This is a genomic window from Haloarcula sp. H-hyl6, from assembly GCF_056934455.1.
Window position 1 is genome coordinate 833,214 of record NZ_JBRIIK010000001.1, and the last position, 21,346, is coordinate 854,559.

A 21,346-nucleotide genomic window follows, 5' to 3' on the forward strand; every position below is an offset into this window, starting at 1 on the left:
TCCGTCACGCGTACGCCTCGAACTCCTCGCCGAAGACGAGGAAGTACGCGACGCCGAGGACGCCGACGGCCGTGGCCAGGCCGAAGGCCAGTTCCGGGCCGGCACGCACCGTCACCCACGCCACGTCGACGGCCCGCGAACTCCCGTAGAGCCACCCGCCGAGCGCGGCGCTCGGGATGACGAGCGTGTTTCGGACGAGGTAGTAACTCCCGGTGACGCGGCCGCCGGCGTCTCGCTGGGCCGGGCCGACGATGAGCGCCTTGTGGGCGGGCAGGCCGGCGAAGCGCAGGCCGGAGTACGCGAAGAGCACGAGCAGTATCCACTGGTCCGCGGGCGCGTAGATGAGCGCCAGCGGAAAGAGCGCGTACACCGAGAAGCCGAGCGCGACGGCGGGTTTCAGGCCGGCGTACTCGGCGAGTTTCGAGACGGGTGCCATCGAGAGGATGGCGACGACCATCTCCACGCCCAGCAGGACGCCGAAGAAGGCGTCGGGTCGCAGGGAGAACCCGAACCCGGTGAACCCCACCGAGAGGAAGTCCGTGACGACGATGACGAAGAAGACGTACACCATGCCGTTGGCGAACCGGACGAGCGTGTCCGCGACGAGCAGTGGTCGGAGCGTCCTCGGCATCCCGCGCAGGTCGTCGAGGACTTGCTGGAACCCCTCGAAGGACTTGCCCAAGGTGTCCTCGCTGGCGTCGTAGAGGGCGTGCTGGGCCACCGTCGCCACCGCGCCGCAGGCGACGGCGACGAGCAAGACGAGTTGGAACCCCCCGACGAACGTCGCCGAGACTGCCAGGAGGCCGGCGGCGAGGAGTGGTCCGACGAGGAACCCGAGGCGGCGGAACACTTCCGTGCTGGCGAATCCCATCGCCAGTCGCTCGGGCGGGACGCTCTGCTTGACGATGGCGAACGTCGCGCCGAGGCCGAAGGACTTCCACGCCTGCGCCAGAAAGAGGCCGACGAAGACGAACGCCCACGCCGGGACGGTCAGCGGCCCGACGGCGACGGTGCCGACGACGGCGGCGAGGTACCAGACGCCGAAGCCGACGGTGGCGAGGACGGCGAAGGCCGTCAGCGCGAACCGGGAACCGAGGCGGTCCGAGACGGCCCCGCCGGGGTAGGGGTAGACGGCGCTGATGAGGTTCCCGACGCTCCCGTACAGGCCGATGACGCTCGCGCTCGCACCCAGCACGCGCATGTACTCGGGGACGTACCGGCTGGTCATCTGGAAGGCCAGCGAGAACGCCAGCATCGACAGCGAGAGCACCAGTACGTCCCGCTCCAGCGCGAAGAACTGCCGGAACGCGTCGAGGAAGTCGACGTCGTCCTCGGCGTGGTCCGTAGCCATCGACCGAAGCAAGAGGCGGCCGGCACTTATACCTGCTTTCCGTCGGTTTCAGGGACTACGTACCGCTAGATACTGCTCTGGAACCGCGCCGTCGGACGGTGGTTAGCATCTCCATAACGAGGACGGTGGGCGGCCGAGGTCCACCCGAGCAAGGACCGTGACCGAACCCGAACCCGAACACACGCCCGACCGCAGACGCGACGACATGGCCGACCGCGTCGAACAGTGGCGCGACAGTGACGTCGAGATAACGGAGTTCAGCGGCCGCACCGTCGCGTACCTCCCCGACGCCGACGAGGCGTGGATATGCGGCTGGGTCGACGTACCGCGCTAAGCGCCGCTCGTGCGACGGAGAAACAGAGCGAAGAAACCGCCGACGGCCGCTCAGGCCGCCGACTCGTAGTCGTCGAAGCGGTCGATGTCGACGCCGTCGCTCGTAACCTCCGCGAGGACGACGCCGTTGCCCGACCCGGTGTCGCGCTCTGCGGCCGCCTCCACGGCGCGGATGGCCAGCGCACGGGCGTCTTCGAGGCTCATCTCGGGGTCGTACTCGCCCTCGATGGTCCCCGTCGCGACCATCGTCCCGGACCCGGTGACGGTGTAGTCGTCCTCTAAGACGCCACCGGCGGGGTCGATGCTGTAGACGTGGCTGCCCTCAGCGTCGACGCCGCCGAGGATGGGGTTGATAGCGAAGAACGGGCCGCCACGGGCGAAGTTACCCGCGAGCGTCGCCAGCGCGTGAATCGAGAGGGGTTCGTCGCGGCGCACCTCGTAGAGGTTCGCCTCCGAGCGAAGCGAGCGGATGAACGACTGCGCGCCGCCGACGCTGCCGACCAGCGTCAGGGCCGCCGTCGGGTGAATCTGCTCGACCTTCTGGACGTTCTTGTTCGAGACGAACCGGCCGCCCAGCGAGGCGCGCCGGTCCGTCGCGATGACGACGCCGTCGTCGGTGCTGATACCGACGGTGGTCGTCCCCGTCTTGGTGACCGTCTCCTCGTCGCGGCCGCTGTCGTCGTTGGGGAGCGTGCCGACTTCGGGTTCGTAGGCGTCGGTCAGTCGGTCGTCGGGGTCGTACATCAGTTCTCACCTCCGAGTTCGAACTCCTCGATGCGACCCGCGATGTCGTCCTCCTCGAGTTTGCTGAACTGCTCCGTCTCGACGTCGATGGTGGCGATGTCGACGCCCGTCGCGTCGAGGCCGTCGTCGTTGACCGAGGCGAGGGCCCGAAGCGCCAGTTCGACGCCGCCTTCGAGGTCCGTCTCCTCGGCGTACTCGTCTTCGAGGAAGGACTGGAGGTCCTCGCGGTTGCCGCCGATGGCCACGGCCTGCCACTCGTAGGGCGTCCCCGAGGGGTCCGTCTCGAACAGGCGCGGTTCGCCGTCCTCGATGCCGCCGACCAGCAGTGCGACCCCGAACGGGCGAGCGCCGCCGGTCTGGGTGTACTGCTGGATGTAGTCGGTGACCTCCTTCGTCAGCGACTCGACGCTGGCCGGTTCGTCGTAGCGCAGGCGGTTGACCTGTGCCTGCCGGCGGGCGACGTCGATGAGTTGACGGGCGTCGGCGACGTGGCCGGCGCTCGCGACGCCGACGTGGTCGTCGATTTCGTGAATCTTCTCGATGCTGTCGCGTTCGATGAGCGGCGAGCGAGCGCGTCGGTCGGCCGCGAGGACGACGCCGTCGGCGGTTCGGACGCCGACGCTCGCGGTCCCTCGCTTGACTGCCTCACGAGCGTACTCGACCTGATAGAGGCGCCCGTCCGGCGAGAAGATGGTTATCCCGCGGTCGTACGCCTGCTGTTCGTTTCCTTGCATTGTGGGTGCTCTCTGGTATTCACCTGAGGTTAGGGTTTCTTGTATATAACGACATCGGCGATGTCGTCCCCGCTGTCCTCAGTACAGCGAGAGGTCGCCAGTGACGCGGTCCACCAGTTCGTCCTCGGCCGGCCCCACCGCGAGGGCGGTGACCGTCCCGGGGTCGAGTTGGGTGTGGCCGGCGTCCCTGACGACGGCATGCGGCAGGCCCTCGCGCTCGGCGACGTCGGCGAGTTCGAACAGTTCGGACTCGCTCGTCGCCTTCAGGACCACCTTCTTCTGGCCCTCGCCTTTCCAGGCTTTGCGGGCCTTCCGACCGGCGTCCTCGTAGGCCGACAGCGAGGCGTGGGCGACCTGCGCGGCGAGTTTTCCCTCGCCCATCCCGACGTCGGCCCGGGCGACGATGGCCTGCTTCATACCCCACACGTAGCGACCCGGACTTAAACTCCCGTCGGAGTACCCGACTGGTTGCACGTACCACAGGGCACTTACCCCGTCGGTGTGCACTCCCGGAGAGTGTCCGCCACAGTCACGACGTTTCTCCTCCGTCCAGGCGCGTTCTTCGAACGGCGCGACGGCCGCCTCAGCGGCGTTCACGGCGCGGGTCTGGCCGCCGTACTCGGCCTCGTCACGACGGTCGTCATCGCCGTCACGCTCTGGCTGTTCAGTCAGCAGTTCACCGGGACGACGACCGTAGACAACCCCGCCTACCCCGGGGACGTGTTCTGCGACGGCGGCACCGGGATGACACCCACTGGCTGTGACGCGTCCCCGACGACGACCGTCGAAATCAGTTCGCTCCTCTGGCGGGAGATACGCGGGACGCTCCCGTGGCTGTTCGTCGGCTTCCTCATCCTCTGGGTCGGTCTCGCCGTGGTCCTCCACGTCGGCGCGTGGCTGGGCGGCGGGACCGGACGCTTCGGCGAGACCCTCGAAGTCACCGCGTGGGGACTGGTGCCGACGGTGGCCGTCACCGTCGTCGCCGGCGCCGTGCTGGTCTTTTTCGCCGCGGGTTTGGACCTCTCGGGGGCGACGCCGGAGACGGTCCTCCCGCGGGTCAGAACGCTCCAGTCGGGCGTCTCGGGGCTCGCCTTCCTGCTGATTCAAATCGCGGGGGCCGTCTGGCAAGCGCTCGTCTGGGCCGGCGGCCTGCGCGTCGCCCACGAACTCAGTCGGCGTGCGGCCCTCGTCGTGGCCGTACTGGTGGCGACGGCCCCGGTGATACTCTCCTGAGTGCGGTCTGTCTCACTCGACCCGTGCGTCGGCCTCGCCGAGACGCTCGTCGTCGTGCAGGAGCGTGACCTCGAACGACGAGCCCTCGGGGACCGAACTGAAGTTCATGGCCACCGTGACGGACCCGTCGTCCTGCACCGTCGCCGTCCGCTGGCGCAGGAAGGGTGCGTCGGAGTCGGTGCTTCGCGCGCGGACGGTGACGGTCGTCCCCGGGTCGAGGTCAGTCGTCCCGCGAATCGTCTGGTCCGCGGCGTTCTGGACCGTCAGCGTCTCGCCCTCGTAGTCGAACGGAGTGTCCGAGTCCGCGCCGGCCCCATCGTCCGACGCGCCCGGGACGTGGACGACCCGCGCGGTGCGGTTGGTGAGTTCCTCGTCGTCGTAGCGGACGGAGACGGTCGCCGAGGCGTTCTCCGGCACCGAAGAGAGGTCGACCGGCACCGAGAACGTCCCGTTCGAACCGACCGTCGCCTCCCGCTGATAGAGGAACGGCGACGCCGTCCCGTCGCTCTGGATTCGGACGGTCACGTTCTCCCCCGTTTCGAGGTCGGTCGCGCCCGCGACAGTCTCGTTCGCCCGGGTCTCGAGGACGAGCGAGTCGTTCACCGGGTAGACGACGGTCCCGTTCACCGCCGGCGGCGTCTCGCCGTCCGCGGGAGCGGTAGGCTGGTCGGACAGCGCCGGGAGCGCGAACAGACCGCCGGCGAGGAGGAGAGCGCCGACGGCCACGACGCTGACGACGGCGGTTCGTCGGGTGTTCATGGACTCACCCCTCGGGCGGTCGGTCGGTCAGTCGGACTGTGCAACCTGTCTTGGAGGGCAGGTGGGCGGCTAGCTGGCATGCACTCGACGCTAAGGGAGACACTCAAATACCCCCGACGGATGCTAAAATTCAGCGTTGAACGGTACGGCCGCCGGCGGCGCCGAGACGGGACGCTTTAGGTATCCGGCCCCGCTACGTCGGGTAATGATACTCTCCGACGCCGACATCGAGCGTCGCCTCAGAGAGGGTGACCTCGTGGTCGAACCGCTCGACGACCCCGACATCCAGATTCAACCGGCGAGCGTCGACCTCCGACTCGGCCGCGAGTTCCTCGAGTTCCAGCACGCCAACATCCCCTGTATCCACCCGAACGCGGAGGGGGAGGTCGCGGACTACGTCGAGGAGACCGAAGTCGACGCCGACGGCGAGTACATCCTCCACCCCGGCGACTTCGTCTTGGGGACGACCCACGAACGCGTCGAGATTCCCGACGACCTCATCGCCCACGTCGAGGGGCGGTCCTCGCTCGGCCGCCTCGCCATCGTCGTCCACGCCACCGCCGGCCTCTGTGACCCCGGCTACAAGGGCCAGATTACGCTCGAACTGTCGAACCTCGGCACCGCACCCGTCGCGCTCACGCCCGGCATGCGCATCTCGCAACTCACCTTCACCGAACTGAAGACGCCCGCCGAGCGCCCCTACGGGTCCGAGCGCGGCTCGAAGTATCAGGACCAGAGCGGGCCGCAAGCGAGCAAGATACAGGGGGACCGCGAGTTCGGAGGCGACCAATGAGCGACGCGTGTGTCGCTCGCACGTCGGCGAGAAACGAAGTGGAGTTCGGAGGCGACCAGTAAGATGCACTTCGTCGAGGAAATCGTCGTCGACGAGTTTCTGCCCACCTTCCGGTCGATGCTGGCCGAGGCGCTCCGCGAGCGCGGTCTGACCCAGTCCGAGGTGGCGGAGCTACTTGGCATCAGTCAGAGCGCCGTCTCGAAGTACGTCCACGGCGACGTCGAGCGAAACGAGGCGCTCCTCGACCACCGAGGCTTGAACGAACTCGTCGAGCGACTGGCCGAGGGACTGGCCGACGGCGACGTGAGTCCGGTACAGGCGCTCGTCGAAGCCGAGGTGTTCGTCCGCGAACTCGAACAGGGCGGCCTGCTCGCGTCCCTCCACGAGGAGGCGGTGCCGGAACTGGCGGAGTACGGCGGCGAGTTCAGCGTCCACGACCCGGACTCGAAGCTCCGGGCGGCCGAGCGGACCCTCTCGACGGTCCGGCAGGGACTCCGGGTGCTCGAGAACACCAGCGGCTTCGCCACGCTCATCCCGGCCGTCGGGTCGAACCTCGTGCAGGCGCTCCCCGACGCCGACGGCATCGAGGACGTGGCCGCCGTCCCTGGCCGGATTCTGGACGTGAAGGGGCGGGCGACCATCCCCGCCGAACCCGAGTACGGCGTGAGCGAACACGTCGCCACGGTGTTGCTCGCCGCCCGGGCCGCCGGGAGCGACGCCCGCGCCGCGCTGAACGTCCGCTACGACGACACCATCGTCGCGGCGCTGGAAGACGCCGGCCACGCCACCGTCGAGTTCGACGCCGAGGAAGCGCTCGAACCCGCAATCGCCGAGGCCCTCGCCGACGCCCCCGACGCCGACGTCATCTACCAGACCGGGGGGATGGGCGTCGAACCGGTCGTGTACCTGCTCGGCGAGGACGCGACGGCCGTCGCCGGATGGGCAAGAGACCTTCTGTGAGCGACGCTCGCGCCGTCTACGGGCGGTGGGCCACGCTGTACGACCGGGTCGCGGCGCTCCCGGTCGTCCAGTCGTGGCGCGCCCGCGCGGCCGACGAACTAGCACTTTCGGCCGGCGAGACGGTCGTCGAGATGGGGTGTGGCACCGGCGCGAACGTGCCGGTCCTCCGCCAGCGAGTCGGGCCGGCGGGCCGCGTCGTCGGCGTGGACCTGACCCGCGAGATGCTCGCACGGGCACGCGGCCACCGCGACCGGACCGGCGACGGCGTCCAGTACGTCCTCGGCGACGCCGCGCGACCCCCGGTCGACGGCGTGGACGCGGTGCTTTCGACGTTCGTCGCCGGCATCTTCGCGGACCCCGCCGCGGCCGTCGACGCGTGGTGTGACTGCGTCGACCCGGGCGGCCGCGTCGCGCTGTTGAACTTCCAGCGGAGCGACAGTCCGGTCGCGGCGCCGCTGAACGTCGCCTTCGAGGGATTCGTCCGGCTCTCCGCCCCCGGGTCGCGGCTCTCGCGGCAGTCGCACGCCGACGCGTTCGAGCGACGGGTCGCCGCCGCCCGCGACCGGTTGACCGAACGGACCGTGGACCGGCGCTACGAGACGTTCGCCGGTGGCTATCTCGGCCTCGTCTCCGGACAGGTGGAGTGACTGGCGACCGGCTTGTAGCGCTCGTCGTCGAGCGAGCCGTCTCCGAGCCACCCGTAGCGTCCTCGACACGTAAACTGGGTGGGACGGCTGACCACTGCCGGAGTGGCTAGGCCTGTCGGTACCGCTCGGCGTGGGCCGGACAGAACTCCGGGTCCCGTAACTGCGCCGCGACGACGCCCGGTTGCCGGTGGGGGTTGTGCAGGCGACAGTGCTCCTCGTCGCAGAACGCCTCGCCGGTCGCGAGGTAGTGGTACGCCTGCAGGACGTACCCCTTCAGGGCCTCGGTGGTCCGCGGGTCGTCGGCCACCAGAAACTCGCCCTCGACCTCGTTCTCCAGTACCTCGCGCGGCGGGGCATCCCCCGAGAGCATCGCGTGTTTCTGCTGTTCCTTGTAGTACTGTTCGGGTTTCGCCGGGGCCTCGTACAGCCCCGGGACGGAGACGAGCGCCGGTTGGCCGAGGACGTTCACGCGCTTGTGCCACCGGCCGTCGTGGTCGCCCCACGTCCCGACCACGCGGTCCGAGAGGACGAGGTGCAGATGGGAGAGCGACCGCTCGGCCTCGGGTATCCGGCGGTGCAAGAGCCGCTGGAGTTCGAGTCCGTCGTAGATGACGCCGCCCGCCCGTTCCGGGTGCTCGATGGCGCGCTCCTCGTAGCGGACGATACCGAGCATCGTGTTGCCCGTCTCACGGTCGTACGGGTCCAGCACGCGCACGTCGGCCAGTTCCTCGGGGAGCGAGTCGTCGGCGTACAGCGAGAGGAAGCGGTCCGAGACGGTCACCGTCGCCTCGACGCGTTCGTCCAGCCACTCGGCCATGGCGTCGGCGTCGGCGGCCGTCGTCGGCGCGCGATAGAGCGTGACCTGCTCGACCATATATGTCGGTGGTACTCTCCAGTGATACGTGTTGTGGAGCGGCCTCTCACTCTCCGAGCGGCGGTCGAGTGGGGACGACGACACCGGAGCGCCGAACCGCAGTCAGGACGGTTCGTGGTCGGTCGTCGGAAGCGCGCTGTCGGAGACCCGTTCGAGCGGTGCCGACGCGTCGTCTTCGAGGACGTCGAGGAACTCGGGGACCGTCCACGTGTGTCCGCCGTCGGTGCAGGGGTAGACGCCGATGACGGCGTCGCCCTCGCGCAGACTCGCCAGCAGCATCGGCGTCGTCAACACCTCCTTGCTGCCGCCGACCAGCGACGACGCCGTTCGCATCTCGAACGGCGGCCGCAGGCTCACGCCGTTGTCGGCCGCCCACGCTTCGAACTCCTCTATGGTCGCCAACAGTTCGCTGTGTCGGTTCCGGTCGGAGACCACTATCTCGTCCGGCCACGTCGTGACCGAGAAGTCCGAGATGGTTTCCGCCGTCCGGAGACTGCTCAACCGGTCGACGACGGTGGCCCGCGGCCCGCACACCGGCCGGCGCGTCCAGAGGTCGACCGTGAGGCTGTTCGTCCCACCCGTCTCGGGCGCCGTCTCGTTCAGGTGCTGTAACCCGTTCGACATTGCTTGTCAATCACTAACAAGAGTGGATGGATATACATAATCGTTGGCACTAGCGCAATATTACTGTAAATGTATGAATGAAAGTGAGTCTTTATAGTTCGTTTGTCTCAGGTGCTCTCGCTATCGCCCATCTTCGTCCAGTAGTCTCTGGGAAGTCGTGATTGTACGATAGAGTACACACTGGCACATCAGTCCGGTCCAGCAGTTCGACGTCGGGGAGCCGTTCCGATTCGTCGGACGGACAGTCGAGGAGTGCAGACGGGGGTTCGGTCTGGAGGGGACGACACTCCGCGGACGGACGGTCCTCGATTGTCCCGGTGGCCCGGGGTCGTTCACGGCCGCCGGGGCGACCGGCCTGTCGGCCCGCCTCGTGCCCGTCGACTACGAGTTCCGACCCGGCGCGACGGAGATGCTCGTCGTCGAGGGTACCGGCGGCTACGGCGGCAGATAAATCGAGAGAACGAGAGCGACGCCGTCAGTCGTCGGCGGTCGCGGCGGCGTCGCGGCTCGTGATGTCGACCGGGTCGGCGTCGACGTCCAGTTCGTCGAGGGCGACCTGCGCGGCGCGCTTGCCCGAGACGAGCATCGCGCCGAACGTCGGTCCCATGCGCGGCAGACCGTACGTCGTCGCGGTGGCCATGCCGGTCACGACGAGGCCGTCGTGTGCGAGACCGGTGTGTTCGACGACGGCGTCCTCGCTCTCGCCGACCCACATCGAGTCGTGCCCCGGCGAGTCGTGCCCCGGCGCGCCGTATGAGTCGTCCCCCGTCTGGTCCATCCCCGAGTTCGTCTTCGAGTCCTCGATGCCCGGCGCGTTCAACACGCCGCGTTCGTCCAGTTTCTTCACCGCCATCGCGTCGTGGCCCGTCGCGTCGACGACGAGGTCCGCCTCCACCGCGATTGGGTCGACGCACGTGATTTCGCGCGGCAGGGCGTGGACCGGCGTCCAGTTCATCACGATGCCGCCCACCCGGTGGTCTTCACGGATGACGATGTCCGTGAACTCCGTCATGTTCTGCATCTTCGCGCCGGCGTCACAGGCCGCCTTGATGAGCCCCGAACACGCTTCCGGCCCGTTGGCGACGTACAGCCCCTCGCTGTCTTTGGACTGCTTGTAGTCCACGTCGAGTTCGTCGAGGACCTGTTGAGCCGGGTCGCGCACCGTGACCTTGTTCATCAGGAACCCGCCGAGCCAGAACCCGCCGCCGAGGTAGTTGTTCTTCTCGACGACCATCGTCTGTACCCCCCGCTCCGAGAGTTCCTTCGCGGCCATCAGGCCGGAGGGACCGCCACCGACGACGATGACGTCCGAGTCCGAGAAGTCCATGAACTCCTCGGTCCACTCCTGACCGATTGCCCGTGTCACTTCCGCCTCGCCGACGTCGCTGAACTTGTCGAAATCGCTCATACAACTTAGTGGTATTCTAGCGTGGTAAATAGGTGTTGTGGTGATGGCGGCGGACCGTCGGTGCCGACCCCACTTATAAATCCCACGCCACAGGGTGGTTTCAGGACTAACACTTTGATGCTGATAGTGTGTGGTAATGTCTACCGAAACAGGCAAAACCTACACAGTCGACACCGAACCGGCGGTCGAGAGCCTCGAGGAGATAGACCTCAACGAGTACGACGTGCGCCCGGTGACGAAGTTCGTCGTCGCGTTCCTCATCGGCGGCGTGTTCTTCCTCCTGCCGGTGCCCTATCAGGGAGAGGTGACGGTGCCGTTCGACATCGTCGTGAGCAACGTCACCGAGACGTTCCCGGACGCCGTCGGCGTCTACTCGCTGGCTATCATCGTCGCGGGCGGCGTCCTGACGACGCTGGCGATGGTCGGCGATAGCGAGGTCGGCGGGTACGACCTGTCGTACTTCGAGACGTCGACGGTCTTCTGGGCGCTCCGGGTCGCCGGCCTCGTGTTAGCGCCGGTGATGTTCTTCAAACTCGGTCCGGAGTGGTTGCACACCCCCGGGACGGGCGGCCTGATGTGGAACACGCTGGTATACAGCGTCGGCGTCATCATCCCCATCGGGGCCATCTTCATCACCATCTTCGTCGAACTCGGCGGGCTGGAGTTCGTCGGGACGATGGCCAGACCGGTGATGCGGCCGCTGTTCAAGGTGCCCGGTCGGGCCGCCCTCGACAGCCTCGCGTCGTGGGTCGGGTCCTACAGCGTCGGTCTGTACGTCACCCGCAACGTCTTCGAGGACGGTGGCTACCACAAGCGCGACGTGTTCACCATCGCCACCTGCTTCTCGACGGTGTCTATCGGGTTCGTCGGCGTCGTCGCGGCCACGCTGGAAATTCTGCCGCTGTTCCCGCTGGTCTTCGGCGCGTACTTCCTCTGTGTCGTCGTGACGGGCGCGATTCTCGTGCGCCTACCGCCAATCGCGACGACGCCCGAGGAGTACATCGCCGAACCGGACCCCGAAGTCGCCTTCTCCGGGTCGCCGACCGACTACGTCCGACTGGCTATCAGCGAGGCCGTCGGGAAAGCCGAGGAGGGCGAGACGTTCGCGCAGGCGGCGAAACGCGGCTTCGTCGACGGCCTGAAACTCACGAGCCTCATCCTCGGGACCATCCTCGCGGTGGGGCTGGCGGCGACCCTGCTGTCGGCGCACACGCCGCTGTTCGACATCCTCGGCCAGCCGCTGACGCCCGTGGTCGCGGCGCTGGGCATCCCGAACGCCGAAGTCGTCGCGCCCGCCACCATCGTCGGCATCACGGAGATGTACGTCCCCGTCCTGCTGGTGACCGAGACGGCGACGAAGGCGAAGTTCTTCGTCGCGGTGCTCGCCGTCTCACAGCTCATCTTCTTCTCCAGCGTCGGCCCGATGATAATGGACATGTTCAGCGACGTGCCCGTCCGCTTCCGTGACCTCGTGGCCCTGTTCGTGATGCGGACCGTCATCCTCCTCCCGCTCATCGCGGGTATCACCCACGCGCTGGCTGCGTTGGGCCTCCTGTGAAGGCAGTAGACCGCGTGGTGCGGTCGCAGTTTTTCGCCGCGTCGAACCGACGCGGCGACGGGAAGCGCCTGTGAACGACCTGCTGGGAGTTCAGAGAGATACGGCCGACCTTCGCGAACCGATACCGGACGCGTAGCATCGGTCCCGTGCCTTACTCCCACCCGCTGGGCCCGATGCCGAGTCTCCTCACGAGAGGGCGATACGCGAAGGCGACGACCAAGACGACCGCCAATTCGACCCAAAAACCGACGTCGCCCACAACTGCTCGAACGGCCGCGAGAACCAGAAATATCAGCATCAACATCGCGATGTAGTGTGGAACGAGCTCCAGCAAACGGCCACTGTCCATACGTCGCCGTACGGGTGGAACACCCTCAAACCCTTCCCCCGCCGCTGCTGGATGGAACCCCGATAGTCAGCACGGCGTGCGTGACGAGGGTCGAAACCGTAGTTAGGACCGTTTTTCGGCGGTCCGCACCTCTCGCGTTCTCCCGCCGAAGAGGGTTCGAGAACTGCTCTCCGACCCCCTACACGAACTCGACGAGCGAGTCGGCCAACTTCTTCTCCGCTCGCCGCAGGTGTTCTTCGGCCGTCCGACGGGTCACGCCGACGGCCTCGGCGATGGCCGCCGTCGACGTCTCCCGCGGGAGTTCGTAGTAGCCGAGGTCGTAGGCCGTCAGGAACACCTCGCGCTGGCGGGCCGAGAGGTCCGGTAGGACGGCGTCGACGGTCAACAGCGGCGCGTCGGGCGTCACCGACCGAATCTCGCGCTTCGACTCGACGGTGACCGCGTAGTCCTCGGCCATCGCCGCGTACACGCCGGACAGCGACTCGGCGTCGAGCGCGAGGACGCGGGCGAGTTTCGTCCCCTCGGTGTACTGGAGCGGCGGCACCAGCAGACACCCGTGGTCCGCGAGGTACCCCTCGACGTTGTGTTCGAGGTGGCCGATGAGACACTCGGCGGTGACCAGTACCAGTTCGTCCCCCTGTCGGAGGTGGTCACCGACGCCGACGGTGTCGCGGACCTCCTCGAGGACGGCGTCGGCACCGCGTCCGCTGACGTGTAGGAGGTCGCGGTGGTCGTTACACCACAGTTCGATGGTCGTGTCGGTGTCGTCGGTGGCCTCGGCGTATGCGCCGTCACCGGCGACGCGGAAGACGGCCTCGTACATAGCTACCAGTACACACATATAATATAAAACAATCACCGTGCGGAGGGGGTTCGCTATCCCGTTCGCGGCCATATGTCGTGCCATGTCACAGCAACACGCATCCGAGGCCGACCACGACGTCGGCGAACCGTCCGAGCAGTGGCGCGAGTATCAGGGCGCACCGACCGGGACCGACATCGAGTGTGAGGGCTGGCGACAGGAGGCCGCCCTCCGGATGTTGAACAACAACTTAGACCCCGAAGTGGGCGAGAGACCGGAGGACCTCGTCGTCTACGGCGGTACCGGCCGGGCCGCCCGGTCGTGGGACGCCTACGACGCCATCGTGGACGAACTCCGCGAACTCGGCGACACGGAGACGTTGCTGGTCCAGAGCGGCAAGCCAGTCGGTCGCTTCGAGACCCACGAGAAGGCCCCTCGGGTCCTCATCGCCAACTCCAACCTCGTGGGTAAGTGGGACAACTGGGAGCACTTCCACGAACTCGAAGCGAAGGGCCTCATCATGTACGGCCAGATGACCGCCGGGTCGTGGGCGTACATCGGCACGCAGGGCATCATTCAGGGCACCTACGAGACGCTGGCCGCCCTCGCGCGGGAGCACTACCCCGAGAACGACGGCCTGCGCGGGAAAGTCGTCGTCACCGGCGGCCTCGGCGGGATGGGCGGCGCCCAACCCCTCGCGGTGACGATGAACCACGGCGTCTGCATCGCCGCCGAGGTGGACGAGGACCGCATCGACCGCCGCATCGAGACGGACTACTGTCAGGCGAAGACCGACGACTTGGACGAGGCCATCGAACGCGCGAGAGAAGCGGCCGAGAACGGCGAATCTTACAGCGTGGGCGTCCACATGAACGCCGCGGATATGCTGGAGGGGATGCTCGAACGCGGGTTCGTCCCGGACGTAATCACCGACCAGACCAGCGCCCACGACGAACTCGAGGGCTACTACCCGTCGGGATACACGGTCGCCGAGGCCGACGAACTCCGCGAGGAGGACCCCGAGAGATACGTCACCGAGAGCCTCGACACGATGGAACGGCACGTCGAGGGGATTCTGGAGATGCAGGACCGCGGCGCTATCGCCTTCGAGTACGGCAACAACATCCGCGGGCAGGTGCAGGAGCACCGTGAAATGACGAACGCGTTCGACTTCCCCGGGTTCGTCCCCGCCTACATCCGCCCGCTGTTCTGTCAGGGGAAGGGCCCGTTCCGCTGGGCCGCCCTCTCGGGCGACTCCGCCGACATCCACCGGACCGACGAGGCCGTCGAGGAACTGTTCCCCGAGAAGGACGACCTCCACCGCTGGATAGAGTTGGCACAGGAGCAGGTGTCCTTCCAGGGGCTCCCCTCGCGGGTGTGCTGGCTGGGCTACGCCACGGAGGACGGTCTGACAGAGCGCGCCCGGTTCGCCCTGCGAATCAACGAACTCGTCGCCGAGGGGGAGATTTCGGCCCCCATCGTCGTCACGCGCGACCACTTGGACGCCGGGAGCGTCGCCTCGCCCAACCGCGAGACGGAGGCCATGCGGGACGGGTCGGACGCCGTCGCCGACTGGCCCATCCTGAACGCCCTGCTGAACTGCGCGGCGGGCGCGGACATCGTCAGCGTCCACGACGGCGGCGGCGTCGGCATCGGCAACTCCCTGCACACGAACAACCACGTCGTCCTCGACGGGTCGGACCTCGCCGCCGAGAAGGCCCGCCGCGTGTTCACCACCGACCCCGGGATGGGCGTGATTCGCCACGCCGACGCCGGCTACGACGTGGCGCTCGAACAGGCCGACGCCGACGACGTGGCCGTGCCGATGCGGGACCGCGAGCGATGACCGACCTCACCCCTCCGCCGGCGTGGGACGGCCCCTCCGAGGACCCGAACGACGAGCAGTTCGGCGACGTAATCGGGGGGGCGACACTGGACGCCGCGGGCGAGTACCGCGCCGTCCTCGTCGGCGAACCGTACGACGGCGCGGTCATCGGCCGGAAGGGGGCGCGCGAGGGCCCCGAAGCCATCCGGCGGGAACTCGCCGGGACAAAGACCCACCACGTCGACCGTGGCGCGGTCGGTTCGGTCGCGGACCTCGGCGACGTGGCGATACCCGAGGGCGGCGTCGAGGCGGTCCAGTCCGCCGTCCGCGAGGTCACGGCGCCGGTGTACGATGCAGGTGCGTTCCCCGTCTTCCTCGGCGGCGACAACTCGCTGACGTACCCGAACGCCGCGCCGCTACTCGAGTCGGGGACGCTCGGGGCGCTGAGTTTCGACGCGCACCTCGACTGCCGGGCGGTCCGAGACACGCCGACCAGCGGCACCCCCTACCGGCAACTCCACGAGGCGGGACTCGACGCCTTCGCCGTCGTCGGCGCGCGTCACTTCGAGACGTCCACCGCGTACCACGAGTACGTCGCCGACCACGGCGGGCACGTCACGACGCCCGAGGTCGTCGAGTCGGACCCAACAGCGGCGGTGGACGACGCTCTCGACGCGATGGGCGGCGTCGATTCCATCTACGTCAGCCTCGACCTCGACGTCCTCGAGGCGGCGGTCGCCCCCGGCGTGAGCGCGCCGACCCCCGGCGGTCTCACGCCCCGCGAACTGTTCACGATGCTCGGCCACGTCGCCGGCCACGAACGGGTGGCCGGGTTCGAGGTGGTCGAGTGCGCGCCGCCGCTCGAGGACGGGTTCCGCACCGCTCGCGTCGCCGCCCGCGCCGTCGCGCACTTCCTCGCCGGACTGGAGGTGGCCCGATGACCGACCTCGACGCGGTGGTCCACGGCGCGAGCGAACTCGTCGTCGGCCCGGACGAGAGCGGTCGGGGCCTCGAAACCGTCGCGGACGGTGCGGTCGCCGTCGTGGACGGCGAAGTGGCGACCGTCGGCCCGACCGACGAAGTCACGCGAGAGTACCCGCCCGCGAACGCCCGCCGTGCCGTCGACACCAGTGGTCGGGCCGTCCTCCCCGGGTTCGTCGACCCGCACACCCACGGCCTGTTCGCGGGCGACCGCTCCGACGAGTTCGCCGCGAAACTCCGCGGGAAGTCCTATCAGGACATCCTCGCCGAGGGCGGCGGCATCCTCCGGACCGTGCGGGCGGTCCGAGAGGCCGACGACAAGACCCTCCTCTCGAACCTGCTCGGCCACCTCGACACGATGCTCGCCCACGGGACGACCACCGTCGAGGTGAAGTCGGGGTACGGGCTCGACACGGAGACGGAACTCCGGATGCTCGACGTCGTCGCCCGCGCGGACGACCGCCACCCGGTCGACGTAGTTCCGACGTTCATGGGCGCACACGCCGTCCCCGAGGGACGCGACGCCGACGACTACGTCGACGAGGTGGTCGAAGAGCAGATGCCCGCCGTCGAGTCGCAGGGCGTCGCCGAGTTCTGCGACGTGTTCTGCGAGGAGGGCGTCTTCTCCGTGTCGCAATCCCGGCGCGTCCTCGAAGCGGGAGAGGCGGCGGGGCTGACCCCGAAAGTCCACGCCGAGGAACTGGCCCACGTCGGCGGGACGCAACTCGCCGCCGAGGTGGGCGCGGCCAGCGCCGACCACCTCCTGCACGCGACGGAGGAAGATATCGACGCCCTCGTCGACTCCGGCGTCACGCCCGTCCTCCTCCCCGGAACGGCGTTCGGCCTCGGCGCGGAGTACGCCGACGCGAGCGCGTTTCTGGAGGCGGGCGCACCGGTCGCCGTGGCGACGGACTTCAACCCCAACTGCCACAGCCACAGCATGGGCTTCGCCATGGCGCTGTCCTGCGTCGAGATGCGGATGACTCCCGCGGAGGCGCTGATTGCCGGAACGCACAACGCCGCGCTGGCGCTGGACCGCGAGGACGGCCGCGGGACGCTCCGTGAAGGTGCACCCGGCGACGTCCTCGTCCTCGACGCGCCGACCCACGTCCACGTCCCCTACCAGTACGGCACGAACCTCGTCGACACCGTCCTCGTCGACGGCGCCGTCGTCTGCGCGGACGGGAGAACGACGTATCAGTGAGTGGTACGTACGTCGACACATGTCACGAGTTGGCACGGATAGCGTCGTCCTCGACGGCGCATCGCTCACCCCCGAGGCGATAGTCGCCGTCGCCCGCGAGGACGCCGCCGTCTCCATCGCCGAGGAGTCGCGGGCGGCCGTTCGCGAATCCCGCGAGCGCGTCGAGTCCGTTCTGGAGAGCGGCGAGGCGGTGTACGGCGTCAACACGGGGTTCGGCGAGCTAGTCGACGAGCGAATCCCACGCTCGGACCTCGAAGCCCTCCAGACGAATCTCCTGCGGAGCCACGCCGCCGGCGTCGGTCGGGAACTGACCCGCGAGGAGGTCAGGGCGATGCTGGTCGCACGCGCGAACGCGCTCGTGAAGGGGTACTCGGGCGTCCGCGAAGCGGTGGTCGACCTGCTCGTCGCCATGCTGAACGAACAGGTCCACCCGGTGGTCCCCTCGCGCGGGAGCCTCGGCGCGAGCGGTGACCTCGCGCCGCTCGCACACGCGTCGTTGGTCCTCGTCGGGGAGGGAGCGGCGGACGTGGCGGGCGACAGAGTGTCGGGCGACGAGGCGCTCGCTCGCGCGGGTCTGGAGCCACTCGCCCTCGAAGCGAAGGAGGGGCTGGCGCTCGTCAACGGCACGCAGTTGACCGTCGGACTGGCGGCACTGGCCGTCCACGACGCGACGACGGCCCTCCGGAGCGCGGACGTGGCAGGCGCGCTCACGACGGAGGTGACGATGAGTTCGACGGTGCCGAGCCACGAGGCCATCTCGGCGGTTCGCCCACACCCCGGACAGGCCGCCAGCGCGCGGAACGTCCGCCGACTCACCGCCGAGTCGGGTATCGTCGAATCACACCGCAACTGTGACCGGGTGCAGGACGCCTACTCGCTGCGGTGTCTCCCACAGGTCCACGGCGCGGTCCGGGACGCCCTCTCGCACCTCCGCGACGCCGTCGAGACGGAACTCAACAGCGCCACCGACAACCCGCTCCTGTTCCCCCGCGAGGACGCTCCGGACCGGGCAAGCGGCACCGGCGACGCGGCGGTGCTGTCGGCCGGCAACTTCCACGGTGAACCGCTGGCGCTCCGACTCGACTACGCGACGGGTGCGCTGACCGAACTCGCGGCCATCTGCGAGCGTCGCGTCGACCGCCTGCTCAACCCGAACGTGCAGGAGTCCCACCTCCCGCCGTTCCTGACCGACCGCGGCGGGGTGATGTCGGGCTACATGATAGCCCAGTACACCGCGGCGGCGCTGTTGAACGAGTGCCGGTCGACCGGCCGCCCGTCGGTCGACTCGACGCCCGTCAGCGGCAATCAGGAGGACCACGTCAGCATGAGCGGGCAGTCCGCCCTCTCGTTCCGTAGCGTCGTCGAGAACGTCCAGACCGTCGTCGGCGTCGAACTACTCTGTGCGGCACAGGCCGCGGAGTTTCTAGAGGACTCCTCCGACCTCTCGCACGGCGTCGGCACCGGCGTCGCCTACGAGACGGTCAGAGAGGTGGTCCCGAAACTCGACGCCGACCGCGAGGTCCACGTCGACATCGACCGGGCGCGGACCCTCGTGTCTGAGGGACTGCTCGTCGAACGCGTCGCCGAGGCCGTCGACCTCGAATAGGTTAGCCCCACGCGTGCAGGCCGGCCGCCGTGAGCACGTCCTGCCCGCCGTCCGGTTGGCAGACGGCCCAGCGCGTCCGGTCCGCGTCGGCGGGGAACAGGTGTTCCGGAACGAGGGGCATCGGCACGGGGGCGTAGCCGCCGCGGCGCATCGCCGTCGGGCCGGGGAACCGTTCGACGACGTCGCCGCTGGCGGTCACCTCGAACCGGCCGTCGTCGGCCCGTCGGTAGGCGTGCTGGAAGGCGTGTCGGCCGGCCTCGCCGAGGGCGTCGACGTGTTCGAAGACGGCGACCACCTCCGTCCCCACGCTCAGTTCCAACCGGGGCCGGTCCTCGTCCACCCGGACCTCGCGCCACTGGAGGTCCGAGGCCGGCGCTCGGGCACAGGCGTAGCTCCCGTCCGACAGCGGCACCCGGTCGGGCCCCTTGTAGAAGTGTCTCCCGTCGGGGCCGTCGACGGCGACGCACGCGGGGTCGCCGAGGACGGTGGCCACGACCTGCGTGAGCGTCGTCCCTGTCGCCTCGGTGGAGGGGACGACGAACAGGCAGTCCCGGTCCTCCCGGAGGGCCGTGGCGAAGCGCGGGACCAGTCCCGACGGCCCCACGTCTGCCTCCGTGAGCGGTTCGATGGCGACGGGGCGCGGGTCGCCGGCGTCGACGAGGCCGATGGCCGACTCGCCGGGTTCGGCGAGCGCCGGCGACCCCTGCAAATCCTCGCGCACTCGCACGTCGTAGCCGGCCCGCTCACACAGCGTGACGCCGTGGTCGCGGACCGAGGGGTAGACAGGCATCTAGCCGAGTGTACGGCCCGCTTCGGCAAGAATCCCCACGGCAATCGAACTGCCGCGGGTCGCGGCGGTCACGTCCCATCTCGAATCGCCCGTTCGGCCGCCGAGAGCGCCTCGTCGGCGTCGAAGGCCTCGATAGCCGCTCGCTGTGCCTCGGGGTCGTCGGCCATCTCTCGCGCGTGGGCGGTCACGTTCGGGATGGCGCGAACGATGTTGTCGATTATCGGGACGGTGGCGACCTGCGCCGACCGGCTGAGGGGATTGAGGTCGACGACGAGTTCCGTCTTGCCCATCTCGCCGAGCGCCTCCGCCCGGTCGCCGTCCTCCAGTGGGACCAACACCACGTCGGCGTCGCCGATGCCGTCGGCGTCCACCTTCGCCCGTTCGTGGTCGAGGCCGGGGATGCGCCCGTCGGCTTCGAGGCCCTTCACGTCCTTGGCCCCGTGTTCGCGGAGGTACTCGGCGATGGCCCGAATCCGCTCCTCGGTGCGGTTGAACAGGTTCACTTCGAGGTCGGCCCCGGTGGCCTCGGCCAGTTCCACGAGTTCGCCGGGGACGAGTGCGGCGGCGTTGCCGTTCACCGAGACGACGGCGTGGTCCGCCTGGAGGATGTGAGCGGCCGCCGCTCGTTCGGCCGCGTCGGCGCTCTCGATGGTCCGCTCGCCCAGCAGGTAGTCGTAGGCCTCGCCGCGCCCCTGTGCGATGAGTCCCTGTCTCGACGTGATGCCGCGGTCGACGCCGTCCTCGATGCGGTGGCGGGTCAGCAACGACTCGTAGCGCGGGTGGCTCTCGGGGACCTCGACCTCGTCGCTCATACAGTCCGTTCGACGGCCGACCGTCGAAAAGTCGTCGGTCGCGGCCCGCTACGGCGGCCCGCTCTCGACGGTAGCGCCGGGCGGGTACACCTCGCAGACGCTGGCGTCGTACCCGGCGTCGGTCAGCCCCGTCCCGAACGCGAAGACGGTCTCGCCGAGCATCGCCATCGCCGCGTCGCCGCCGGCCTCGGTGACGTCCTGTACGACGGTCCGGACGTCCTCTGTCAGCAACTCGGCCTCCCGGGAGAACTGCCGGGCGGCGCGGGTGAAGGTGTCGAGCGTGGGGTCCTCGACGACCATCGAGAGCGCGCGCTCCCCGGCCCGCGTCAGCGTCTCGGTGTCGCCGCCGACCACGTCGGCCGTCGACAGTTCGCCGAGCGTGTGGTACTCGACGCGGGCGCGGGCGGGAATCGCGTCGACGTAGTTGTGCTGTGGCCCGCCCGGTTCGAGTCGAAGCGGGACCCCGCCGCGGGCCTGTCCGACGACGTCGCCCAGTCCGGTCCCGGCCTGCACCTCCGCGCCGTGGGCAATCGTGACGAGTTCGTTGTACGAGAGGTGGCGGTCGAACGCCGCGTTCGCCGCGAGCGCCGTCCCCAGCGCCATCGCGCCGGAGACGCCGAAGCCCGCACCCAGCGGCAGGGGCGTCTCGGCAGAGACGTGCGCCGAGACCCGGAGCGCGTCGAGCACTCGCTCGACGGCCGTCATCTCCACTCGCTCCCCGTCGAGTTCGACGCTCGTCTCCTCGGCGCGTTCGACAGTGACGGCGACGCCGTCCGAGAGCGCCACCCCGCCGCCTCGGGACCCCGTCTTCGTCGGGTCGTCCGCCCGGTCGACCGTGAAAAAGCCGGTCACGTGGCCCGGGACGAACGCCCGTGCGTCCTCGCTCATTGCCAACTCCTCGGGGACCGCCCCGCTTAACGGTTGGCGGTTCCGGCCGCAACGTGCCGAATAGTAAGTTC

23 protein-coding genes are annotated in these 21,346 nt (G+C 68.8%); 10 read left to right on the forward strand and 13 right to left on the reverse strand.

The genetic code is table 11. The annotated features are described in order from the left end of the window. Positions 1-4: 4 nt before the first annotated feature. The gene (locus Hhyl6_RS04335) at positions 5-1,351 is read right to left on the reverse strand and encodes an MFS transporter (protein ID WP_483737996.1); all 1,347 of its coding nucleotides are present in this window, start codon (positions 1,349-1,351) and stop codon (positions 5-7) included. 157 nt (positions 1,352-1,508) lie between these two features. Here Hhyl6_RS04335 and Hhyl6_RS04340 point away from each other — a divergent pair, with 157 nt between their 5' ends. After that, positions 1,509-1,685: a hypothetical protein gene (locus Hhyl6_RS04340; RefSeq protein WP_483737997.1), complete on the forward strand. Its 177-nt coding sequence runs from the start codon at positions 1,509-1,511 to the stop codon at positions 1,683-1,685. Positions 1,686-1,735: 50 nt separating this feature from the next. On the opposite strand, the gene psmB is transcribed toward Hhyl6_RS04340, so the two are convergent. The 3 genes from psmB to pth2 form a co-directional block, all read right to left on the reverse strand. After that, the gene (gene psmB, locus Hhyl6_RS04345; RefSeq protein ID WP_483737998.1) at positions 1,736-2,428 is read right to left on the reverse strand and encodes an archaeal proteasome endopeptidase complex subunit beta; all 693 of its coding nucleotides are present in this window, start codon (positions 2,426-2,428) and stop codon (positions 1,736-1,738) included. Further along, on the reverse strand, positions 2,428-3,162 hold the full coding sequence (gene psmA / locus Hhyl6_RS04350) for an archaeal proteasome endopeptidase complex subunit alpha (protein WP_483737999.1): 735 nt from the start codon (positions 3,160-3,162) through the stop codon (positions 2,428-2,430). The genes psmB and psmA overlap by 1 nt, the downstream gene beginning before the upstream one ends. Before the next feature lie 78 nt (positions 3,163-3,240). Further along, positions 3,241-3,579 carry a peptidyl-tRNA hydrolase Pth2 gene (pth2, locus tag Hhyl6_RS04355; RefSeq protein WP_483738000.1) on the reverse strand — a complete coding sequence of 113 codons (339 nt, stop codon included), beginning with the start codon at positions 3,577-3,579 and terminating at the stop codon, positions 3,241-3,243. A 99-nt stretch (positions 3,580-3,678) separates the two neighbouring features. Here pth2 and Hhyl6_RS04360 point away from each other — a divergent pair, with 99 nt between their 5' ends. Then, positions 3,679-4,395 (forward strand): YIP1 family protein, encoded by a 717-nt coding sequence (locus Hhyl6_RS04360; protein WP_483738001.1) that lies wholly within the window; start codon positions 3,679-3,681, stop codon positions 4,393-4,395. Between the two features lie 12 nt (positions 4,396-4,407). On the opposite strand, the gene Hhyl6_RS04365 is transcribed toward Hhyl6_RS04360, so the two are convergent. Beyond that, positions 4,408-5,154: a BGTF surface domain-containing protein gene (locus Hhyl6_RS04365; protein WP_483738002.1), complete on the reverse strand. Its 747-nt coding sequence runs from the start codon at positions 5,152-5,154 to the stop codon at positions 4,408-4,410. 205 nt (positions 5,155-5,359) lie between these two features. Between Hhyl6_RS04365 and dcd the strand changes: the two genes are divergently transcribed. The 3 genes from dcd (at position 5,360) to Hhyl6_RS04380 (ending at position 7,554) form a co-directional block, all read left to right on the forward strand. Further along, positions 5,360-5,947, forward strand: a complete 588-nt coding sequence (dcd, locus tag Hhyl6_RS04370) for a dCTP deaminase (RefSeq protein WP_483738003.1) — start codon at positions 5,360-5,362, stop codon at positions 5,945-5,947. Positions 5,948-6,010: 63 nt separating this feature from the next. Continuing rightward, positions 6,011-6,907, forward strand: a complete 897-nt coding sequence (locus tag Hhyl6_RS04375) for a thiamine-phosphate synthase family protein (protein ID WP_483739671.1) — start codon at positions 6,011-6,013, stop codon at positions 6,905-6,907. Then, positions 6,886-7,554, forward strand: coding sequence for a class I SAM-dependent methyltransferase (locus Hhyl6_RS04380; protein ID WP_483738004.1), 669 nt, complete (start codon positions 6,886-6,888; stop codon positions 7,552-7,554). Before Hhyl6_RS04375 ends, Hhyl6_RS04380 begins: the two co-directional genes overlap by 22 nt. A 106-nt stretch (positions 7,555-7,660) precedes the next feature. On the opposite strand, the gene Hhyl6_RS04385 is transcribed toward Hhyl6_RS04380, so the two are convergent. From Hhyl6_RS04385 to Hhyl6_RS04395, 3 genes are all read right to left on the reverse strand, one after another. Beyond that, positions 7,661-8,428 (reverse strand): DUF7001 family protein, encoded by a 768-nt coding sequence (locus Hhyl6_RS04385; RefSeq protein ID WP_483738005.1) that lies wholly within the window; start codon positions 8,426-8,428, stop codon positions 7,661-7,663. 102 nt (positions 8,429-8,530) lie between these two features. Beyond that, positions 8,531-9,052 (reverse strand): HTH domain-containing protein, encoded by a 522-nt coding sequence (locus tag Hhyl6_RS04390; RefSeq protein ID WP_483738006.1) that lies wholly within the window; start codon positions 9,050-9,052, stop codon positions 8,531-8,533. Positions 9,053-9,527: 475 nt separating this feature from the next. Continuing rightward, on the reverse strand, positions 9,528-10,460 hold the full coding sequence (locus Hhyl6_RS04395; RefSeq protein WP_483738007.1) for a sulfide-dependent adenosine diphosphate thiazole synthase: 933 nt from the start codon (positions 10,458-10,460) through the stop codon (positions 9,528-9,530). 136 nt (positions 10,461-10,596) lie between these two features. Here Hhyl6_RS04395 and Hhyl6_RS04400 point away from each other — a divergent pair, with 136 nt between their 5' ends. Further along, a complete protein-coding gene (locus tag Hhyl6_RS04400; protein ID WP_483738008.1) occupies positions 10,597-12,018 on the forward strand; it encodes a YjiH family protein in 1,422 nt (473 codons plus the stop codon). A 151-nt stretch (positions 12,019-12,169) separates the two neighbouring features. Here Hhyl6_RS04400 and Hhyl6_RS04405 read toward each other — a convergent pair whose 3' ends face one another. Together Hhyl6_RS04405 and Hhyl6_RS04410 are read right to left on the reverse strand one after the other, a co-directional pair. Then, positions 12,170-12,367, reverse strand: coding sequence for a hypothetical protein (locus tag Hhyl6_RS04405; protein WP_483738009.1), 198 nt, complete (start codon positions 12,365-12,367; stop codon positions 12,170-12,172). A gap of 178 nt (positions 12,368-12,545) precedes the next feature. After that, complete coding sequence (locus tag Hhyl6_RS04410) at positions 12,546-13,190, reverse strand: helix-turn-helix domain-containing protein (protein ID WP_483738010.1); 645 nt, start codon at positions 13,188-13,190, stop codon at positions 12,546-12,548. Between the two features lie 82 nt (positions 13,191-13,272). Between Hhyl6_RS04410 and hutU the strand changes: the two genes are divergently transcribed. From hutU to hutH, 4 genes are read left to right on the forward strand one after another with little or no spacing between them, the layout of a single operon-like run. Next, entirely contained in the window at positions 13,273-15,015 is a 1,743-nt protein-coding gene (gene hutU / locus Hhyl6_RS04415; RefSeq protein ID WP_483738011.1) for a urocanate hydratase, read from the forward strand. Then, a complete protein-coding gene (gene hutG, locus Hhyl6_RS04420; protein ID WP_483738012.1) occupies positions 15,012-15,935 on the forward strand; it encodes a formimidoylglutamase in 924 nt (307 codons plus the stop codon). Before hutU ends, hutG begins: the two co-directional genes overlap by 4 nt. Further along, the gene (gene hutI, locus Hhyl6_RS04425) at positions 15,932-17,179 is read left to right on the forward strand and encodes an imidazolonepropionase (protein WP_483738013.1); all 1,248 of its coding nucleotides are present in this window, start codon (positions 15,932-15,934) and stop codon (positions 17,177-17,179) included. The genes hutG and hutI overlap by 4 nt, the downstream gene beginning before the upstream one ends. A gap of 19 nt (positions 17,180-17,198) precedes the next feature. Next, a complete protein-coding gene (hutH, locus tag Hhyl6_RS04430) occupies positions 17,199-18,785 on the forward strand; it encodes a histidine ammonia-lyase (protein WP_483738014.1) in 1,587 nt (528 codons plus the stop codon). Between the two features lies 1 nt (position 18,786). On the opposite strand, the gene Hhyl6_RS04435 is transcribed toward hutH, so the two are convergent. The 3 genes from Hhyl6_RS04435 to Hhyl6_RS04445 all read right to left on the reverse strand — a co-directional run bounded on the left by Hhyl6_RS04435 (position 18,787) and on the right by Hhyl6_RS04445 (position 21,275). Further along, positions 18,787-19,575 carry a hypothetical protein gene (locus Hhyl6_RS04435; protein WP_483738015.1) on the reverse strand — a complete coding sequence of 263 codons (789 nt, stop codon included), beginning with the start codon at positions 19,573-19,575 and terminating at the stop codon, positions 18,787-18,789. 68 nt (positions 19,576-19,643) lie between these two features. Then, complete coding sequence (locus Hhyl6_RS04440; RefSeq protein WP_483738016.1) at positions 19,644-20,387, reverse strand: 4-phosphopantoate--beta-alanine ligase; 744 nt, start codon at positions 20,385-20,387, stop codon at positions 19,644-19,646. A gap of 48 nt (positions 20,388-20,435) precedes the next feature. Beyond that, entirely contained in the window at positions 20,436-21,275 is an 840-nt protein-coding gene (locus Hhyl6_RS04445) for a pantoate kinase (protein ID WP_483738017.1), read from the reverse strand. Positions 21,276-21,346 lie beyond the last annotated feature (71 nt).

Excerpts from the sequence above, each read along its gene's own strand:
- Hhyl6_RS04335 (WP_483737996.1), bottom strand. The coding sequence starts at position 1,351 with ATGGCTACGGACCACGCCGAGGACGACGTCGACTTCCTCGACGCGTTC.
- psmB (WP_483737998.1), bottom strand. The coding sequence starts at position 2,428 with ATGTACGACCCCGACGACCGACTGACCGACGCCTACGAACCCGAAGTC.
- psmA (WP_483737999.1), bottom strand. The coding sequence starts at position 3,162 with ATGCAAGGAAACGAACAGCAGGCGTACGACCGCGGGATAACCATCTTC.
- pth2 (WP_483738000.1), bottom strand. The coding sequence starts at position 3,579 with ATGAAGCAGGCCATCGTCGCCCGGGCCGACGTCGGGATGGGCGAGGGA.
- Hhyl6_RS04365 (WP_483738002.1), bottom strand. The coding sequence starts at position 5,154 with ATGAACACCCGACGAACCGCCGTCGTCAGCGTCGTGGCCGTCGGCGCT.
- dcd (WP_483738003.1), top strand. The coding sequence starts at position 5,360 with ATGATACTCTCCGACGCCGACATCGAGCGTCGCCTCAGAGAGGGTGAC.
- Hhyl6_RS04375 (WP_483739671.1), top strand. The coding sequence starts at position 6,011 with ATGCACTTCGTCGAGGAAATCGTCGTCGACGAGTTTCTGCCCACCTTC.
- Hhyl6_RS04380 (WP_483738004.1), top strand. The coding sequence starts at position 6,886 with ATGGGCAAGAGACCTTCTGTGAGCGACGCTCGCGCCGTCTACGGGCGG.
- Hhyl6_RS04385 (WP_483738005.1), bottom strand. The coding sequence starts at position 8,428 with ATGGTCGAGCAGGTCACGCTCTATCGCGCGCCGACGACGGCCGCCGAC.
- Hhyl6_RS04390 (WP_483738006.1), bottom strand. The coding sequence starts at position 9,052 with ATGTCGAACGGGTTACAGCACCTGAACGAGACGGCGCCCGAGACGGGT.
- Hhyl6_RS04395 (WP_483738007.1), bottom strand. The coding sequence starts at position 10,460 with ATGAGCGATTTCGACAAGTTCAGCGACGTCGGCGAGGCGGAAGTGACA.
- Hhyl6_RS04400 (WP_483738008.1), top strand. The coding sequence starts at position 10,597 with ATGTCTACCGAAACAGGCAAAACCTACACAGTCGACACCGAACCGGCG.
- Hhyl6_RS04405 (WP_483738009.1), bottom strand. The coding sequence starts at position 12,367 with ATGGACAGTGGCCGTTTGCTGGAGCTCGTTCCACACTACATCGCGATG.
- Hhyl6_RS04410 (WP_483738010.1), bottom strand. The coding sequence starts at position 13,190 with ATGTACGAGGCCGTCTTCCGCGTCGCCGGTGACGGCGCATACGCCGAG.
- hutU (WP_483738011.1), top strand. The coding sequence starts at position 13,273 with ATGTCACAGCAACACGCATCCGAGGCCGACCACGACGTCGGCGAACCG.
- hutG (WP_483738012.1), top strand. The coding sequence starts at position 15,012 with ATGACCGACCTCACCCCTCCGCCGGCGTGGGACGGCCCCTCCGAGGAC.
- hutI (WP_483738013.1), top strand. The coding sequence starts at position 15,932 with ATGACCGACCTCGACGCGGTGGTCCACGGCGCGAGCGAACTCGTCGTC.
- hutH (WP_483738014.1), top strand. The coding sequence starts at position 17,199 with ATGTCACGAGTTGGCACGGATAGCGTCGTCCTCGACGGCGCATCGCTC.
- Hhyl6_RS04435 (WP_483738015.1), bottom strand. The coding sequence starts at position 19,575 with ATGCCTGTCTACCCCTCGGTCCGCGACCACGGCGTCACGCTGTGTGAG.
- Hhyl6_RS04440 (WP_483738016.1), bottom strand. The coding sequence starts at position 20,387 with ATGAGCGACGAGGTCGAGGTCCCCGAGAGCCACCCGCGCTACGAGTCG.
- Hhyl6_RS04445 (WP_483738017.1), bottom strand. The coding sequence starts at position 21,275 with ATGAGCGAGGACGCACGGGCGTTCGTCCCGGGCCACGTGACCGGCTTT.